The organism is Streptomyces sp. ADI95-17 (genome assembly GCF_003846175.1).
In the GTDB taxonomy this organism is placed as follows: domain Bacteria; phylum Actinomycetota; class Actinomycetes; order Streptomycetales; family Streptomycetaceae; genus Streptomyces; species Streptomyces sanglieri.
The window spans coordinates 950,694-968,787 of sequence record NZ_ML123045.1 but is presented as its reverse complement, the minus strand read 5'-3'; the positions used below and the strand labels follow the sequence as shown (position 1 = coordinate 968,787).

The following is an 18,094-nucleotide window of genomic DNA, read 5'->3' as shown; positions in this document are numbered from 1 at the left end:
CCCAGCGGCCCAGCGGCCCCACCACAGCCCCCGCCCCCGCCCCCGCAAAGCGACCCGCACCGCACACGGCAAAAGGGCCGGGCCCCGGGGAAATCCCCGGGGCCCGGCCCTCAGCCTGCCGACGGCTACGCGCTCACCGCGCGCACCCGGCTCAGTTGTCGTCCTCGTCGATCAGGAACCCACGCATCGGCGAGGGAGCCTGCTGCATCGGCTGCGGCGCCTGCGGCCGCACCGGTGCCATCGGCTGGGTCATCGCCGGCGACATCTGCTGCTGGCCACCGTACGAAGGCCCACCGCCCATGGACGGGTTGCCGCCCATCGGCTGGTTGCCGTGGTTGCCGCCCATGGTGTGGCCCATGGCACCCGCACCGGCCGGAGCCAGCGAGGGCGACGGCGGCAGCGAAGCGGTCGCCGGCGTCCGCGGCGGGGCCAGCGAGTCGTCCGCCTGGGTCTCCAGCTGACGCAGCTGGCTCTCCAGGTAGGACTTCAGGCGGGTCCGGTACTCACGCTCGAAGCCGCGCAGATCCTCGACCTTGCGCTCCAGCGTCGCGCGGGCCGACTCCAGCGAGCCCATCGCCACGCGGTGCTTCTCCTGCGCGTCCCGCTCCAGGGCGTCCGCCTTGGCACGCGCGTCGCGCTCCAGGCCCTCGGCGCGGCTGCGTGCCTCGCCGACGATCTTGTTGGCCTCGGAACGGGCCTCCGCGATCGCCTGGTCGGCGGTCTGCTGCGCGAGCGAGAGGACACGGGCGGCGCTGTCGCCACCGGGGCCCTGACCGGGCTGCTGCATCTGCGGCTGCTGCATCTGCTGCATCTGCTGCTGCGGGGCGTGACCACCCATGGGGCCGCCCATCGGGCCGCCCATGGGACCGCCCTGCATCGGGCCGGGGCCGTGCGGGCCCTGCGGACCGGGGCCGTGCTGGCCCTGGGGACCAGGACCGTGACCACTGGGACCGGCGGGCAGCTGCGGAGCACCACCGGGCAGCTGGGGGGGACCCATCTGCGGGGGCTGCTGCTGGACCGGCGGACCCGATATGGCGGCGGGCACCGGCGCCCCGGGCCGGTCCTGCGGCTCCGGCTTGCGCATGCCCTGCTGCTGGTTCTGCGCGGCGGCACGCGTGGCAGCGGCCAGCTTCGCGCGCAGGTCCTCGTTCTCACGGAGCAGGCGGGTCAGCTCGGACTCGACCTCGTCGAGGAAGGCATCGACCTCGTCCTCGTCATAGCCTTCTCGGAGGCGGACGGTCGTGAACTGCTTGTTCCGCACGTCCTCAGGAGTCAGCGGCATCTCTTCTTCACCTCTACGTAGTCGTCGGCAGTCGGCAAGACCGTATCGCTCACAGCCTGATCACGATGCTGATCAGGATGTAGACGATGATCATCAGAACGAAGAAGGACAGGTCGAGTGCCACGCCCCCGAGACGCAGCGGCGGGATGAACCGCCGCAGAAGCTTGAGCGGTGGATCGGTGACAGTGTAGGTGGCCTCAAGTATGACCACCATCGGCTTGCCGGGCTGCCATGAACGCGCGAACTGGAAGACGTAGTCCATGACCAGCCGGAAGATCAGCACGATGAGGAAACACATCAGCGCGATATAGACAACCTGCAGTGCGACGCCCATTTCGCGCTTCCCTCTCCCCTGGCTCTCGTAGCTCCGGCCTCGCGGCCGGGTTGTTCCCGGTGTCGTGTTCTCAGCTCTGGTTGAAGAATCCGCCCTCAGCGATACGGGCCTTGTCCTCCGCCGTGACATCGACGTTAGCAGGCGACAACAGGAACACCTTCTGCGTCACGCGCTCAATGCTGCCATGGAGACCGAAGACGAGTCCTGCGGCAAAGTCGACAAGTCGCTTTGCATCCGTATCGTCCATCTCCGTGAGATTCATGATCACCGGAGTGCCCTCACGGAAGTGTTCCCCGATGGTACGGGCCTCGTTGTAGGTCCTGGGGTGCAGCGTGGTGATGCGGTAGGGCTCCCGCTCGGACACGACCTTGGGCATGATCACCGGTGCGTTCTTCTCCATGTTCGGGCGTTCAGGTGTGATGGATGCCACGGGGGCGATTCGGGCGGGTCGCTCTCTCTCCACCGGGATCTGAACCGGCTCCCGCTGCGCGGGAGGCTGCACCGCTCGTACCGGTTCGTCCCGTTCCCGGTCCCGCTCCCGCTCCACCTGATGCGCGGGCTGGTGCCGCCGCCGGTCGCGCTCCGGCTCCGGCTCGGGTTCGAATTCGTCGTCGGGGTCGAACCCCGGACCGTCGTACCCATCGTCCTCCACGAGGCCGAGGTAGACCGCCATCTTGCGCATCGCGCCGGCCATGCTCCGAGTCCTCCGCTCTGTGGTGGATCGGCATCTGTCACCAAGTGCCCCGCGATCCACTGAGGCCTGCCCGCCATAGGCGGGAATGACCATATTTTCTGCTGTGGTCCGACCTGCTTGGCGACGTTACCCGAGCCCGGGTCGGACTCCGAGTACCGCCGTACCGACGCGCACATGTGTCGCTCCGGCCGCGACCGCGTCCTCGAGGTCCGCGCTCATCCCCGCAGAGACCATGTTCGCAGCCGGATGGTTCCCGCGCAGGCGGGATGAGAATTCCATCAGCCGGTCGAAGGCGGCCCGTTGGCGACCCGCGTACGGTCCGGCGAGCGGTGCGACGGTCATCAGACCGCCGAGCCGCAGCCCCGGCGCGGACTCGACCGCGTCGGCCAACTCCTCGATCCCGTCCGGTGCGACGCCGCCCCGGTCGCCCCGCTCGCCGCTCTCCGCGTCGAGTGCCACCTGAATGAGGCAGCCGAGTTCGCGTCCTTCGCGTTCGGCGGCGGCCGAGAGGGCCGTGACCAGCCTGACCCGGTCCACCGACTGCACGACATCGGCATAACTCGCTACAGAACGAACCTTATTCGTCTGCAATTGACCGACAAAGTGCCATGTGAGCGACAGATCCGCACATTCGGCTGCCTTGGGTGCCGCGTCCTGGTCACGATTCTCCGCGACATGACGTACACCCAGTCCGTGCAGAATCCGCACATCGCTCGCGGGGTAGGTCTTCGTGACCACGATGAGCGTCACTTCTTCCCGCTCACGACCGGCGGCGGTACAGGCGGAAACGATGCGTTCCTCCACCCGCGACAGATTTTCGGCGAGTTGAGCCTTACGGTCCGTCATGCCCTATCAGTCCAACCAGACATATCCGGCGAGCCGCCCGGTGGTGCGGTCGCGGCGGTACGAGAAGTGATCGCCCGATTCGAGGGTGCAGACCTGCGAGGCCTGCCGGTCCTCGATACCGAGATCCTTGAGCTGGGCGTGGACCCCCGCGGTGACATCCACCGCCGGGGTGCCCCAGCTGGTCTCGGACCAGGTGGCCGGGACGCTCTTCGCGACCTCGGCGCGCATGTCGGCCGGGACTTCGTAGCACCGTCCACAGACCGCCGGCCCGGTGCGGGCGACGATCCGGGAGGTGTCGGCGCCGAGCCGGGCCATGGCCTCGACCACGGCGGGGACGACCCCGGCGACCAGACCGGGACGGCCCGCGTGCGCCGCCGCCGCGATCCCGGCGACCGGGTCGGCCAGCAGTACGGGGGTGCAGTCGGCGGTGAGCACGGCGAGCGGGAGCCCGCGTCGCGCGGTCACCACCGCGTCCACCGCGGGGATCTCCGAAGCGTCTCCCCACGGCCCGTCGACGACCGCGACGTCCCGCCCGTGCACCTGGTTCATCCAGACGACCAGCGCCGGGTCCAGACCGAGGGCCCGGGCGGCGCGTTCGCGATTGGCCAGAACGGCGGCGGGGTCGTCTCCGACCGCGCCGCCGAGGTTGAGCTCCTCGTACGGAGCGGCGCTCACTCCGCCCCACCTGTCGGTGAAGGCGAAGTGCGCGCCGCCCGTCGAGGACAGTGCGTGGTGCTGAGCTATCACTTCAAGAAATCCGGGACATCCAGCTCTTCGGCCTGGGAGTCCTGGTACGGACGGGCCGTCGGGACGTGCGGCGGGGCGACCGGCGGCAGGTGGGTCTCGCTCGCCACCGGCACGGGCTCCGACTTGACCGGCGGCTCCTCGCGGATGGGCACGGAGCCCAGTCCACCGGTCTGACGCACGGGCTCCGGGGTCCGGACCGACGCGGCGGGTTCGTCGCGCTTGGCGGAGTTGGCGCCCAGGACGTTCTCGCGACGGGCCGGCGGCTGTCCGCCGTCGAAGCCCGCGGCGATCACGGTGACGCGTACCTCGTCGCCCAGCGCGTCGTCGATGACCGCACCGAAGATGATGTTCGCCTCGGGGTGCGCCGCCTCGCTCACCAGCTGGGCGGCCTCGTTGATCTCGAAGAGACCGAGGTCGCTGCCGCCGGAGATGGAGAGCAGGACACCGCGGGCGCCGTCGATGGACGCCTCCAGGAGCGGCGAGGAGATCGCCATCTCCGCGGCGGCCACCGCGCGGTCGTCGCCACGGGCCGATCCGATGCCCATGAGTGCCGATCCGGCCTCGGACATGACCGACTTGACGTCGGCGAAGTCGAGGTTGATCAGACCCGGGGTGGTGATGAGGTCGGTGATGCCCTGGACACCCGAGAGCAGCACCTGGTCGGCCGACTTGAACGCGTCGAGCACGCTGACCTGGCGGTCCGAGATGGACAGCAGCCGGTCGTTGGGAATGACGATGAGGGTGTCGACCTCTTCGCGGAGTTCGGCGATGCCGTCCTCCGCCTGGTTCGCGCGTCGCCGGCCCTCGAAGGTGAACGGGCGGGTGACCACGCCGATCGTCAGGGCGCCGAGCGAGCGCGCGATGTTGGCGACGACGGGTGCGCCGCCGGTGCCGGTGCCGCCGCCTTCTCCGGCGGTGACGAAGACCATGTCGGCCCCCTTGAGGACCTCCTCGATCTCCTCACGGTGGTCCTCTGCCGCCTTGCGACCGACTGCCGGGTTGGCGCCGGCGCCAAGGCCGCGGGTGAGTTCGCGGCCGACGTCGAGCTTGACGTCGGCGTCGCTCATCAACAGGGCTTGCGCATCAGTGTTGATCGCGATGAACTCGACGCCCTTGAGACCGACCTCGATCATTCGGTTGATGGCATTGACACCACCGCCGCCGACACCGATGACCTTGATGACTGCGAGGTAGTTCTGCGGTGCTGCCACGTCGAAGGCCTCTCGCCTCGAGTTACGTGTCGTCGCTTCGCGGTAGTCCCGCCGCGACGACGGATGCCGATTGGGACGGTCCGAAACGCCGACCCAAACCCTAACGTTGAAGTTTAGGGTTACCAGTGTGTCTGCTTCATGGACTCTTCCGAACAGGACACTAAGTCGACAAGTGGCGCACGTTCAACGAACACGCCGAACCTCCCGTTTTTCTTTTCACCCTATGTGATCACCCGTAGCGCTGACCAACCAGGGTGCTGGCCAGGCCAAATGTGCGTCAACTACCCGACACGGAAGGGGCGGTGGGTGCACTCACGTCGAAGTGTCCCGCTTTGGGAGCGGCTTTCATGAGAGCGGTGAGAACTCTCGCCTTCACCGGACCCCCCTCGCCACTGCCCCAGATCACCGTGCGCCCCCGGGTGAGTTGCAGGGAGATCGAGTCGTACGAGGTGACCCGTACGACCTCGGTGTCCTTGGCGACGCCGCCCGGAAGTTCGCCCGCGACCCGGACCGCTTCCCGCACCAGCCGGGCACTGCCGAATCGGCGCAGACTCGCTGACTGATCAGGTTTCAGTTCCAGCAGAGGTACGCGACCGGGCGATTTGTCCACCGTTGCGAAACGAACGCCTTTCGCGTCCACTTCAATGAACTTTGCGCCCTTTTCGATCAACAGGACCGGCTGTCGTTCCGTCACCTTAAGTCCGATTCCGTGCGGCCATGACCGTACGACATCCACGGAGTCGATACGAGGCAACTTCTGGCGCAATCGGGCCGCGATGGCGTCGGTGTCGACGGAGATCAGCGGGGCCCCGATCGGGACCGCCGCGGCGGCCTCCACCTCGGCCGGTGTCAGTACGTCGACACCGGTGATCCTGACCTGCTCGGCCCGGAGCCAGGAGGAGCCGTAGAGCGCCCAGACGGCGCCGGAGACGAGCAGCAGCGCGAGCACGCCGGTCACGATCAGCGCTCTGCGGCTGGGCAGTCGGCGCTCCTCGGGGCGCGGACGCGGCGGGCGGGCCGGGGAGTCCTCCTGCTGCGCTTTCCCGCGCTGGGCGGTCGTCGGTCCGGCCACGCTCGCTCCTTATGCCGGGTCCGGGGGCGCCGCCCCCGGACCCGTCAGCCTCACGCGCCTCGGCGTGCGGCAATCGCCTCGTACACCATGCCGACGAGCAGGTCGTCGGCGTCCCGGCGGCCGAACTCGGCGGCGGCGCGGGACATCTCGTACAGCCGGTGCGGATCCGCGAGCACCGGGAGGACGTTGCCCTGCACCCACTCGGGGGTGAGCGCCGCGTCGTCCACCAGCAGCCCGCCGCCGGCGTTGACCACCGGCTGGGCGTTGAGCCGCTGTTCGCCGTTGCCGATGGGCAGCGGTACGTAGGCGGCGGGGAGCCCGACGGCGGAGAGTTCGGCGACGGTCATCGCGCCGGCGCGGCAGAGCATCATGTCGGCCGCGGCGTACGCGAGATCCATCCGGTCCACGTACGGTACCGGGATGTAGGGCGGCATCCCGGGCATGTTGTCGACGCGCGGCAATTCGTTCTTCGGGCCGACCACATGGAGGATCTGGATTCCGGAGCGCTGGAGCAGCGGCGCGACGCGCTGGACCACCTCGTTGAGGTGGCGGGCGCCCTGCGAGCCGCCGGAGACCAGCAGCGTGGGCAGGTTGGGGTCGAGGCCGAAGGCGGCACGCGCCTCGGGGCGGACCCGGGCCCGGTCCAGGGTGGCGATGGTGCGGCGCAGCGGGATGCCGATGTAGCGGGCGCCGCGCAGCTTGCTGTCGGGGGTGGAGACGGCGACGCCGTGGGCGTACCGCGAGCCGATCTTGTTGGCCAGGCCCGGGCGGGCGTTGGCCTCATGGACGACGATCGGCACTCCGGCCCGCTTGGCCGCGAGGTAGCCGGGCAGGGCCACGTAGCCGCCGAAGCCGACGACGCAGTCCGCCTTGGTGCGTTCCAGGATCTGCTCGGCGGCCTTGATGGTGCCGCGCAGCCGTCCCGGGACGGTGATCAGTTCCGGGGTGGGCTTGCGCGGCAGCGGTACGGCCGGGATCAGGGCGAGTTCGTACCCCCGCTCGGGTACGAGCCTGGTCTCGAGTCCGCGCTCCGTGCCGAGGGCAGTGATTCCCACGGTCGGGTCCTGCCTGCGCAGGGCGTCCGCGAGGGCAAGCGCGGGCTCGATGTGGCCGGCGGTCCCCCCACCGGCGAGTACGACATGCACCGAAATTCACCGCTCTCCGGACGGACGCCTCTTGACGCGCCGTCTCATCGTCTTCCATCTCACCCCGGGCCTCCGCATGGCCAGGGCAGCCTTCGCCGCGGGATCCTCTCGCGCGAACGCGATCAGCAGCCCGACGGCGAACATGGTCGGCAGCAGGGCCGATCCTCCGTAGGAGAACAGCGGGAGCGGGACTCCGGCGATCGGCAGCAGGCCGAGCACCGCACCGATGTTGATCACGGCCTGCACCGTGATCCAGGTGGTCACACCTCCCGCGGCGTACCTCACGAAGGGGTCCTCCGTGCGTCCGGCCACGCGGATACCCGCATAGCCTAGAGCCGCGAAGAGGGCGAGTACCGACAGCGTCCCCGCCAACCCCAGTTCCTCCCCGGTGATGGCGAAGATGAAGTCGGTGTGCGGTTCAGGTAGTTGGCCCCATTTTTCCACACTCGCACCGAGTCCGGAACCGAACCATCCGCCGGACGCCAGAGCATAGATGCCGTGCACCGCCTGCCAGCAGGAGTCCCCGGGTCCGGGCTCGCTGGCGCCGATGCAGGCGAGCCTGGACATCCGGTTCGGGCTGGTCTTGATCAGTACGAAGGCGATCAGTGCGGCGAAGCCGAGCACCCCGCCGAAGAGCCGGGTCGGAGCCCCCGCCAGCCAGAGCAGTCCGAACAGGATCGCGGTGAGAATGATCGCAGTTCCCATGTCACCGCCGAGCATGATCAGCCCGAGGAGCATGAAGGCCACCGGGACCAGCGGGACGAGCAGGTGCTTCCACTGGGTCAGCAGCCGTTTGTCCTGTTTGCGGGCGAGCAGGTCCGCGCCCCACAGGATCAGGGCGAGCTTGCCGAACTCACTGGGCTGGAGCTGGAAGGGCCCGCCCAGGTAGAGCCAGTTCCGGTTGCCGTTGACCGACATCCCTATCCCCGGCACCTGGACCAGCACCATCAGGAAGACGGTGCCCATGAGCAGCGGATAGGCGAGCGCCCGGTGCAGCTTGGCGGGCATCCGGGCGGCGAGCGCCATCAGTCCGGCGCCGATGACGGCGGCCAGGAACTGTTTACGGAAGAAGTAGGTGCCCGGTTTGTCGAGTTCCAGGGCTTTGATCATCGACGCGGAGTAGACCATCACCAGGCCGAGCACGGTGATCAGCAGCCCGGCGCCCAGGATCAGGTAGTACGCGGTCAGCGGGCGGTCCCAGGCCCGGCGCATCCGCTCGTACGTCCCCCGCATCCCCCCGCGGGGGGAACGGGGCGCGCGGGGGCCGCCGGCGGAGCGGCCCGTGGAGCGGGGCACCGAGGGGCGCCGGGAGCCGACGGCCGAGCGGACCCTGAGGGCGGGGCCGAGCGCCGCCGGGGGGCCCGCTGCCGCCCCCGCGAGCAGTGGTGGGGCGAGTGCCCGGCTGATCGCCGCGGTGGCCCGTGAGCGGCCCCCACGGGGCCCGGCAGAGCTCTCTTCGGCCGGCATCTTCGCTGTCCCCTCCACTGCTCGTGCGCGGAGGCCGGGCCCGTCAGGCGCTCTCGGCAGCGAGTGCGCGGACCGCGTCCGCGAACGCCTCGCCCCGCTTGTTGTAATTGACGAACATGTCCATCGAGGCGCAGGCCGGGGCCATCAATACGGTGTCTCCCGGCCGGGCGAGCCGTGCCGCCTCGCGGACCGCCTCGGACATCGCCCCAGTGTCGGTCCGGTCGAGGTCGACCACCGGGACCTCGGGGGCGTGTCGCGTGAGGGCTTCCCGGATCAGTTCCCGGTCCCGGCCGATCAGTACGGCGCCCCGCAGCCGCCCGGCTGCCCCGGTGACCAGCTCGTCGAAGGTGGCCCCCTTGGCGAGGCCGCCGGCGATCCAGACGATCGGGTCGTAGGCCGCCAGCGACGCCTCTGCGGCATGGGTGTTGGTGGCCTTGGAGTCGTCGACGTACGCGACCCCGTCGATGTTCGCGACGTGCTCGATGCGGTGCGGGTCGGGGCGGAAGGCCCGCAGTCCGTCGCGTACGGCCGCGGGCTCGACGCCGAAGGCGCGGGCCAGGGCCGCGGCCGCGAGGGCGTTGGCGATGTTGTGCGGGGCGGGCGGGTCGATGTCCTTGACCTCGGCCAGCTCCTGGGCCTGCTTCTGCCGGTTCGCCACGAAGGCGCGGTCGACGAGGATGCCGTCGACGACGCCCAGTTGGGACGGGCCCGGCGTGTTCAGGGTGAAGCCGATGGCCCGGCAGCCCTCCTCGACGTCGGCCTCGCGGACCAGGTCCTCGGTCGCCGGGTCGGCCGCGTTGTAGACGCAGGCGACGCGGTTGCCCTCGTAGACCCGGCCCTTGTCCGCGACGTACGCCGCCATGGAGCCGTGCCAGTCGAGGTGGTCGGGGGCCAGATTGAGGACGGCGGCGGAGTGGGCGCGCAGCGAGGGCGCCCAGTGCAGCTGGTAGCTGGACAGCTCGACCGCGAGTACGTCGTACTCCTCGTCGCCGAGGACGGCGTCCAGGAGGGAGACGCCGATGTTGCCGACGGCGGCGGTGCGCAGCCCCGCCGCCTGAAGGATCGAGGCGAGCATCCGTACGGTCGTGGTCTTGCCGTTCGTACCGGTGACCGCGAGCCAGGGGGCCGCGCCGGGGCCCCGCAGCCGCCAGGCGAGTTCGACGTCGCCCCAGACGGGGACGCCCGCCTCGGCGGCTGCGGTGAAGAGCGGCTTGTCGGGCTGCCAGCCCGGGGCGGTGACGATGAGCTCGGTGGACTCGGGCAGGGTCGCCCCGTCGCCGAGGCGCACGGCGATGCCCTGCGCCTCCAGCTCCGCGGCCTGCGTGCGGGAACGCTCGTCGTCCCCGTCGTTGACCACGGTGACGACGGCCCCGAGGCCGTGCAGCACCTTGGCCGCCGGGATCCCGGAGACTCCGAGTCCCGCGACGGTGACGTGCTTGCCCTGCCAGTCCTGGTTGCTCACTTCTCGGCTGCCCATCCCGCGTAGAAGAGTCCGAGTCCGACGATCACGCACATGCCCTGGATGATCCAGAAGCGGACCACGACAAGGACTTCGGACCACCCCTTGAGTTCGAAGTGGTGCTGGAGCGGCGCCATCCGGAAGACCCGCTTGCCGGTCATCTTGAAGGATCCGACCTGGATGACCACGGACATGGTGATCATCACGAAGAGGCCGCCGAGGATGGCCATCAGGAACTCGGTGCGGGAGCAGATCGCCAGACCGGCGAGGGCGCCGCCGAGGGCGAGCGAACCGGTGTCACCCATGAAGATCTTGGCGGGCGAGGTGTTCCACCACAGGAAGCCGAAGCAGGCGCCCATCAACGCCGAGGCGACGACCGCGAGGTCGAGCGGATCTCGTACCTGGAAACAGGCGTTGGGATTGGTCAGGGTGTCCGCGTTGACACAGGACTCCTGGAACTGCCACAGCCCGATGAAGGTGTACGCGCCGAAGACCATCACCGAGGCGCCGGTGGCCAGACCGTCTAGACCGTCCGTCAGGTTCACGCCGTTGGACATGGCCAGGATCATGAACAGCGCCCAGACGACGAACAGCACCGGGCCGATCGACCAGCCGAAGTCCGCGACGAACGACAGCCGGTCGGAGGCCGGGGTGTTGCCGTGCTTGTCCGCGAACTGGAGCGAGAGCACCGCGAAGGCGATGCCCACGATCAGCTGGCCCGCCATCTTCGCCTTGGCCCGCAGGCCCAGCGAACGCTGCTTGACGATCTTGATGTAGTCGTCGAGGAAGCCCACGAGGCCCATTCCGGCCATCAGGAAGAGCACCAGCACGCCGGAGAATCGCATCTCCTCGCCGGTGATCAGCTTCGCCGCGACGTACGCGATGATCGTCGCCAGGATGAAGGCAATGCCGCCCATGGTGGGCGTGCCCTTCTTGGACCCGTGGGTACGCGGGCCGTCGTCCCGGATGAACTGCCCGTATCCCTTGCGGGCGAGCAGCTTGATCAGCAGCGGAGTTCCGACCAGGGTCAGGAAGAGCCCGATGGCCCCCGCGAAGAGGATCTGCCTCATCGGCCGGTGACCTCGCCCTCGGACGCGTTCTCCAGCAGTGCCATGGCGACCTGCTCCAGGCCGACCGACCGGGACGCCTTCACCAGCACGACGTCTCCCGGGCGCAGTTCACTGCGCAACAGGTCGACCGCGGCCTGTGCGTCGGACACGTGCACCGACTCCTCACCCCACGAACCCTCGTTGTATGCGCCCAGTTGCAGCCAGGAGGCTTCTCTGCCCCCGACCGCGACGAGCTTGCTGACGTTGAGCCGGACGGCGAGCCGCCCGACCGCGTCGTGCTCGGCGAGCGAGGCGTCGCCGAGCTCGGCCATCTGGCCGAGCACCGCCCACGTACGCCGGCCCTTCCCCATGGCGGCCAGCGCGCGCAGCGCGGCTTTCATGGATTCGGGGTTCGCGTTGTAGGCGTCATTGACGAACGTCACGCCGTCCGGACGCTCGGTGACCTCCATGCGCCAGCGGGAGAGGGTGCCCGCCTCGGAGAGCCCTTCGGCGATCTCGTCTGCGGACAGGCCCAACTCATGGGCGACGGCGGCCGCGGCGAGCGCGTTCGACACGTGGTGCTCACCGTACAGGCGCATGGTCACGTCGCTGCACCCGGTGGGTGTGTGGAGCCGGAAAGCGGGGCGTCCGTCGTCGGTGAGACGGACCTTCTCGCCCCGTACGTCCGCATCCGCGGCTTCGCCGAAGAACAGCACCCGGGCCTTCGTGCGGGAGGACATGGCGCGTACGAGCGGGTCGTCGGCGTTGAGTACGGCGAGGCCGTCCTCGGGCAGCGACTCGACCATCTCGCCCTTGGCCTGGGCGATCTGCTCGCGACCGCCGAACTCGCCGATGTGGGCGGTGCCGACGTTGAGGACGAGGCCGATGCGGGGCGGGACGAGGCCGGTGAGGTAGCGGATGTCGCCGATGTACCGTGCACCCATTTCGAGGACGAGGTGGCGGGTGTCCTCGGTGGCGCGCAGCGCGGTGAGCGGCAGGCCGATCTCGTTGTTGAGGTTGCCCGCCGGGTAGACGGTGGGCCCCTTGCGTTCGAGCAGCTGGGCGATGAGGTCCTTGGTGGAGGTCTTGCCGGCCGATCCGGTGAGGGCGACGACGGTGGTGCCGAGGCGGCCCACGACGGCGCGGGAGAGCGCGCCGAGTGCGGCCACGACGTCGTCGACGACGATCGCCGGAACACCGACGGGGCGGGCGGCCAGCACGGCTGCCGCGCCCGCCTCGACGGCGCGCTGCGCGTAGTCGTGGCCGTCGACCCGCTCACCGGCGAAGGCGACGAACAGGCTGCCCTGCGTCACCTCCCGGGAGTCGATGACGACCGGCCCGCTGACGGTTGCTGCCGGATCGGGTATGTCGTGCGACTGCCCGCCGACGATTTCTGCGATCTCGGCGAGGGAAAGGGCGATCACTTGGTCATCCCTGACTGTTGTTCTCGTGGGTGTGGGCGCGGTGGCCGGCGCTCTCGGTGCGCTCGTGCCCCAGGGACCGCTCGATGGCCGCGCGCAGGACCACGCGGTCGTCGAAGGGGCGTACCACGCCGTGGATGTCCTGGCCCTGCTCGTGGCCCTTGCCGGCGATCAGCACGGTGTCACCGGGCTCGGCGCGGGCGACGGCGGCGGCGATGGCGGCGGCCCGGTCGGCGTCGACCAGGACGTCGCCCCGCTCGTGGACGGGCACTTCTGCGGCGCCCGCGAGCATGGCGGCGAGGATTCCGAGGGGGTCCTCGGAACGGGGGTTGTCGGAGGTCAGTACGGCGGTGTCGGCGAGGCGGGCGGCCGCCGCGCCCATCGGGCCGCGTTTGGTGGTGTCGCGGTCGCCGCCGCAGCCGAGGACGATGTGCACCCTGCCCTCGGTGACCGTCCGCAGGGAGCGCAGCACGGATTCGACGGCGTCGGTCTTGTGCGCGTAGTCGACGACCGCGAGGTAGGGCTGTCCGGCGTCGACGCGCTCCAGCCGGCCGGGGACGCCGGGGACCGCCGCGACGCCGTCGGCCGCGGCCTGCGGGTCGATGCCCGCGACGGCGAGCGTGACGATCGCGGCGAGGGTGTTGGCGACGTTGAACGGGCCGGGCAGCGGGGCCGTGGCCGCGATCCGCTCGTCCTTGGGACCGATGACGGTGAAGGTGGAGCCGAACAGGCCGAGTTCGACGTCCTCGGCCCGCCAGTCGGCGTCCGGGTGGCCCTCGGCGGAGAAGGTGACGACCGGGACGGATGCCTCGGTGATCAGCCTGCGGCCGTACTCGTCGTCGAAGTTGACGACGCCCTGCCGGCTGCGAGCCGGGGTGAAGAGCTGTGCCTTGGCCTGGAAGTAGTCCTCCATCCCGGAGTGGAACTCCATGTGTTCCGGGCTGAGGTTGTTGAAGACCGCGACGTCGAAGACGCAGCCGTCGACCCGGCCGAGCACCAGGGCGTGGCTGGAGACCTCCATGGTCACCGAATCGACGCCGCGCTCGCGCATGACGGCGAACAGGGCCTGCAGATCGGTGGCTTCGGGGGTGGTGCGCTCGGACTTGATGCGCTCGTCGCCGATCCGCATCTCCACCGTGCCGATGAGCCCGGTGGCCCGCCCGGCGCCGCGGAAGCCGCCCTCGACCAGATAGGCGGTGGTGGTCTTGCCGGACGTTCCGGTGATGCCGATCTGGAGGAGGTCGGCACCGGGCCGTCCGTAGATCTCCGCGGCGAGCTCGCCCATCCGGCCGCGCGGGTCCTCGGTGACCAGCACCGGAAGCCCGGTGGCGGCGGCGCGCTCGGCGCCGGTCGGGTCGGTGAGGATCGCCGCGGCGCCGAGACCGGCCGCCTGGGCCACGAAGTCGGCGCCGTGGAGGCGGGCGCCCGGCAGGGCCGCGTAGACGTCGCCGGGGCGTACCGCCCGGGAGTCGTGGGTGATGCCGGTGACCTCGCCGGATCCCGGCGGCTCTACGCCCAGCCGGGCTGCCAGTTCGCCGAGCGGCGTGGGCCCGATCCGGTCCGGACGGGGCGCTCCCGGGTAATTCACAGGGGCGGCCTTCTGGGTGGTTTGGGACTGATCAGCGTGGGGCACGGCGGTGAGCGTACCGGGCGCACCCGGCCTCTCGCGAAGTGAGGGGCCGGGGTTCTGGTGGTTCCCGTTCCGGTTCCCGGGATCGGGCGTGATGGTTGTCACTGGATGGTTTCCCCGAGTTCACTCGCCGGGCTTGAAGGACACCGGCAGCCGGGCTGGCCCGCTGCCGGACGGTGGGGTCTGGAGGGTCTTGAGCGCGAACTCCATGACCTGCTTGTAGATCGGTCCGCAGATCTGGCCGCCGAAGTAGCTGCCCTTGGTCGGGTTCTGGATCGCGCAGTAGACGGTGATCTGCGGTTTGTCGGCGGGTGCGAAGCCCGCGAAGGAGGCGGTGTAGCCGTGGTAGCCGCCGCGCACCGGGTCGACCCGGTTGGCCGTACCGGTCTTGCCCGCCACCCGGTAGCCCGGGATCTTGGCCTTCGTGCCGGTGCCCTCCTCGTCGCCGACCACCGACTCCAGCATCGTGGCGAGCGCCTTGGCGGTCTTCGCGCTGACCACTCTGGTCCGCTCGGGCGGTTCGGCGGCCTGGAACCGCCCGTCGGCGCCCTTGGTGCCGCGTACCAGCGTGGGTGCGACGCGGACTCCGTCGTTGGCGATCGTCGAGTAGATGGAGGCGGCCTGCATGGCGTTGAGCGAGAGGCCCTGGCCGAACGGGATCGTGTACTGCTGCGAGGTCGACCAGTCCTCGGGCCTGGCGAGGATGCCGGGAGTCTCGCCCGGGTAGCCGAGACCGGTCGGTGAGCCGATGCCGAACTTGCGCAGGTAGGAGTAGAGGACCTTGTTGGCCTCGGCCTGCGTCCTGCCCAGCTCGCCGGTGGCCAGGATGGTGCCGATGTTGCTGGACTTGGCGAGTACGCCGTTGAGCGTCAGGTACCAGGTGGGGTGGTCGATGTCGTCCTTGAAGAGACGGTCGCCGCGGTGCAGCCGGTTGGGGACGGTGACATGGGTGCCCGGGGTGGCGGCCCCCTCCTCCAGCACGGCGGCCATGGACATGACCTTGCTGGTGGAGCCGGGCTCGTAGACGTCCTGGAGGGCCGCGTTGCCCAGCGACGCCGCGTCGGCCTGCGAGAGGTCGTTGGGGTCGAAGCCGGGGGCGTTGGCCATGGCGAGGACCTCGCCGGTCCTGGTGTTCTGGACGACCACGTAGCCGCGGTCGGCCTTGGACTTCTTCACCTGGTCGCTGATGGCCTGCTGGGCGGCCCACTGGATGTCGCGGTCGATGGTCAGCTCGATGTCGGCGCCGGGTACGGCCGGGACCTCCTTGGTGCCCGCGGTGGGCACCCGGCGGCCGCCCGCCTGGGCGTACCGGATCTTGCCGTCCTCGCCCGCGAGCTCCTTGTCCAGCTGCGATTCGAGACCGCCCGCGCCCTTTCCGTCGGCGTTGACGTAACCCAGTATCCCGGCGGCGAGGCCCCCGTTGGGATAGACCCGTTTGGTGGTCGCCTCCTGGAAGACGCCGGCCAGCACGTTGGCTCCGGCGCCGCCGCTCGCCCGGTCCTTGCTCGCCTTCTCGGCGAAGACGGACTTGAGGTCCTTGATCTGGTTCCAGACCTGCGGGGTCTGCCGGCGGGCCAGGACGACGTAGCGGCCCTTCCCGGACAGCTTCCGGGTCAGCTCGGTGGCGTCGGTGCCGAGGATCGGGGCGAGGAGCGCCGCCGCCTGCCGGGGCGCGTCGGGGGCCTTGCTGAACCCGGGCGTGAACATCGAGGGGTCGGCGGTGATGTTGTACGCGTCGACGCTGGTGGCCAGGGCGACCCCGCTGCGGTCGGTGATCTCGCCGCGCTCGGCGGAGATCGTGTAGCTGAGGTAGCGGTTCTCCTTGGCCTTGGCCGAGTACGCGGCGGCGTCGACGGCCTGGACCTGGAGCAGCCGGACGACGAACGCCAGCATGACGAGCGTCAGGGCGAGACTGACCAGACGGAGCCGGGGGCGCGGGCTGCCCAGCCGCAGCGTACTCGCGCTCCGGTTGCGGGGCGGGCGGGGGCGCGGTGCCGGGGTGGAGCGGCGGGCGGCGGGCCGGGGGCGCCCCTGGCCGCCTGCGGCGCTGCGCGGGCGTGCGGGGCCGGGGACCCGGCGGCGCGGTGGTTCCTTGGGCGGCACTGCGTCACCTGCCGGGGCTCGTCGGGGTCTGTTCTGCCGGGGTACGCGTCCCGGCGGGCGGGATCGCGGAGGTGCTGGGTGCGGAGGTGCCGGGCACGGCGGCGCCCGAAGACGTGGCCGACGGCGACGGGGCGGGCGGGGCCGGGGCGCCGGGCCGGGGGCCGGCGCCCCGGGACGCGGACGCGGGGGGCGCCGCCGGCGCACTGCTCTTCGGCTGCGGCGGCGGGACGGGCTCGGCGGTGGTCTCGGCGGGTACGCCGCGGACCGTGCCGTCCGGGTTCAGGAAGGCGGGGCTGCCGCCGGGCACCATGCCCAGCTCGCGGGCGCGCCGCTCCAGGGCGTCCGGCTTGGAGAAGTTGTCGACGTCACGCTGGAGGGCCTGCTGCTCGTCGGTGAGCTCGGTGGTCCGCTTCTTCAGCTCGCTCAGCCTGAACGACCCCTCGTTGAGGGCCGAGTTGAGCACCAGGAGCGTGATCAGGCCGCCGCCGAGCAGCACCACGACCAGCAGGACGAAGGGCGTACGGGCCGCGTTGCTGGGCCCGGCCGGCATCAGCCGGACGAGCCGCGCGGCGCGCCCTTTCAGCTGCCCGGCCGGTCTGCTCACCGCGCCGCCCCGCACATCACCGGTTTCCGGGTACCCGGCGGCCGGGCGCTCATCGTTCCTCCTCGCGGATCCGCTGGGCGCCGCGCAGCCGTGCGGGGGCGGCGCGCCGGTTCTCGGCGACCTCCTCCTCGGTGGGCAGTTCCGCGCCGCGGGTCAGCAGCTTCAGCCGGGGCTGGTAGCGCTCGGGGACGACCGGCAGTCCGGGCGGCGCCGTGGTGGCGGCGCCCGCCGCGAACACCTGCTTGACCAGCCGGTCCTCCAGCGAGTGGTACGAGAGGACGGCGATCCGGCCGCCGACCGCGAGGCTCTGCACGGCCGCCGGAATGGCCCGCTCCAGGACGCTGAGCTCACCGTTCACCTCGATGCGCAGCGCCTGGAAGGTCCGCTTGGCGGGGTTGCCGCCGGTGCGCTTGGCCGCCTGGGGCAGCGAGTCGCGGATCAGCTCGACGAGCCGGGCACTGTTGCTGAACGGCTCCTTCTCGCGCTCGCGCACGATCGCGGAGACGATCCGCTTGGCCTGCTTCTCCTCGCCGTACGCCCGCAGGATCCGCACCAGTTCGCCCGGCGGGTAGGTGTTGAGCACCTCGGCCGCGCCGATGCCGGTCGTCTGGTCCATGCGCATGTCGAGCGGGGCGTCCTGGGCGTACGCGAATCCGCGGTCGGCCTCGTCCAGCTGCATGGAGGAGACGCCGAGGTCGAACAGGACGCCCTGGACCTTGGGGATGCCGAGCCTGGCGAGCACCTCGGGCAGTTCGTCGTAGACGGCGTGCACCAGGGTGGCGCGGTCGCCGTACGGGGCGAGCCGCTCGCCGGAGAGCCGCAGCGCCTCCTTGTCCCGGTCCAGGCCGATCAGCCGTACGGAGGGGAAGGCGGAGAGCAGTGCCTCGCTGTGACCGCCGAGGCCGAGCGTGCAGTCGACGACCACGGGCGCCTGCGGTCCCGGCGTCTGAAGAGCCGGGGCCAACAGGTCCAGGCATCGCTGGAGCATCACCGGGACGTGTCGGGTCTGGCTCATGCGCCCTCTCAGGCT

Annotated in this window: 16 protein-coding genes; all 16 read right to left on the bottom strand. The window is 70.6% G+C overall.

Annotated elements, in window-relative coordinates; genetic code table 11:
• Positions 1-151: 151 nt before the first annotated feature.
• On the bottom strand, positions 152-1,282 hold the full coding sequence (locus tag EES42_RS12415; protein WP_124718182.1) for a DivIVA domain-containing protein: 1,131 nt from the start codon (positions 1,280-1,282) through the stop codon (positions 152-154).
• A 49-nt stretch (positions 1,283-1,331) separates the two neighbouring features.
• The gene (locus EES42_RS12410; RefSeq protein WP_072483208.1) at positions 1,332-1,616 is read right to left on the bottom strand and encodes a YggT family protein; all 285 of its coding nucleotides are present in this window, start codon (positions 1,614-1,616) and stop codon (positions 1,332-1,334) included.
• A 70-nt stretch (positions 1,617-1,686) separates the two neighbouring features.
• Positions 1,687-2,310: a cell division protein SepF gene (gene sepF, locus EES42_RS12405; protein WP_124718181.1), complete on the bottom strand. Its 624-nt coding sequence runs from the start codon at positions 2,308-2,310 to the stop codon at positions 1,687-1,689.
• A gap of 126 nt (positions 2,311-2,436) precedes the next feature.
• Entirely contained in the window at positions 2,437-3,156 is a 720-nt protein-coding gene (locus EES42_RS12400; protein ID WP_124718180.1) for a YggS family pyridoxal phosphate-dependent enzyme, read from the bottom strand.
• A 6-nt stretch (positions 3,157-3,162) separates the two neighbouring features.
• Positions 3,163-3,903: a peptidoglycan editing factor PgeF gene (gene pgeF, locus EES42_RS12395; protein WP_124718179.1), complete on the bottom strand. Its 741-nt coding sequence runs from the start codon at positions 3,901-3,903 to the stop codon at positions 3,163-3,165.
• Positions 3,900-5,114, bottom strand: coding sequence for a cell division protein FtsZ (gene ftsZ / locus EES42_RS12390; protein WP_124718178.1), 1,215 nt, complete (start codon positions 5,112-5,114; stop codon positions 3,900-3,902). Before ftsZ ends, pgeF begins: the two co-directional genes overlap by 4 nt.
• A gap of 277 nt (positions 5,115-5,391) precedes the next feature.
• Positions 5,392-6,186, bottom strand: coding sequence for a cell division protein FtsQ/DivIB (locus EES42_RS12385; protein WP_124718177.1), 795 nt, complete (start codon positions 6,184-6,186; stop codon positions 5,392-5,394).
• Between the two features lie 50 nt (positions 6,187-6,236).
• Positions 6,237-7,331: an undecaprenyldiphospho-muramoylpentapeptide beta-N-acetylglucosaminyltransferase gene (murG, locus tag EES42_RS12380; RefSeq protein ID WP_124718176.1), complete on the bottom strand. Its 1,095-nt coding sequence runs from the start codon at positions 7,329-7,331 to the stop codon at positions 6,237-6,239.
• Between the two features lie 6 nt (positions 7,332-7,337).
• Complete coding sequence (gene ftsW / locus EES42_RS12375) at positions 7,338-8,798, bottom strand: putative lipid II flippase FtsW (protein WP_206433446.1); 1,461 nt, start codon at positions 8,796-8,798, stop codon at positions 7,338-7,340.
• Between the two features lie 43 nt (positions 8,799-8,841).
• Complete coding sequence (gene murD, locus EES42_RS12370; RefSeq protein WP_241196364.1) at positions 8,842-10,275, bottom strand: UDP-N-acetylmuramoyl-L-alanine--D-glutamate ligase; 1,434 nt, start codon at positions 10,273-10,275, stop codon at positions 8,842-8,844.
• Entirely contained in the window at positions 10,257-11,327 is a 1,071-nt protein-coding gene (gene mraY / locus EES42_RS12365; protein WP_124718175.1) for a phospho-N-acetylmuramoyl-pentapeptide-transferase, read from the bottom strand. Before mraY ends, murD begins: the two co-directional genes overlap by 19 nt.
• Positions 11,324-12,730, bottom strand: coding sequence for a UDP-N-acetylmuramoyl-tripeptide--D-alanyl-D-alanine ligase (gene murF / locus EES42_RS12360; protein WP_124718174.1), 1,407 nt, complete (start codon positions 12,728-12,730; stop codon positions 11,324-11,326). The genes mraY and murF overlap by 4 nt, the downstream gene beginning before the upstream one ends.
• Positions 12,731-12,734: 4 nt before the next feature.
• Positions 12,735-14,462 (bottom strand): UDP-N-acetylmuramoyl-L-alanyl-D-glutamate--2,6-diaminopimelate ligase, encoded by a 1,728-nt coding sequence (locus EES42_RS12355; RefSeq protein ID WP_124718173.1) that lies wholly within the window; start codon positions 14,460-14,462, stop codon positions 12,735-12,737.
• A gap of 18 nt (positions 14,463-14,480) precedes the next feature.
• Positions 14,481-16,460, bottom strand: coding sequence for a peptidoglycan D,D-transpeptidase FtsI family protein (locus EES42_RS12350; RefSeq protein WP_124718172.1), 1,980 nt, complete (start codon positions 16,458-16,460; stop codon positions 14,481-14,483).
• A 4-nt stretch (positions 16,461-16,464) separates the two neighbouring features.
• A complete protein-coding gene (locus EES42_RS12345) occupies positions 16,465-17,064 on the bottom strand; it encodes a cell division protein FtsL (protein ID WP_124718171.1) in 600 nt (199 codons plus the stop codon).
• A 49-nt stretch (positions 17,065-17,113) separates the two neighbouring features.
• Positions 17,114-18,079, bottom strand: a complete 966-nt coding sequence (gene rsmH, locus EES42_RS12340; protein ID WP_124718170.1) for a 16S rRNA (cytosine(1402)-N(4))-methyltransferase RsmH — start codon at positions 18,077-18,079, stop codon at positions 17,114-17,116.
• Positions 18,080-18,094: the final 15 nt, after the last annotated feature.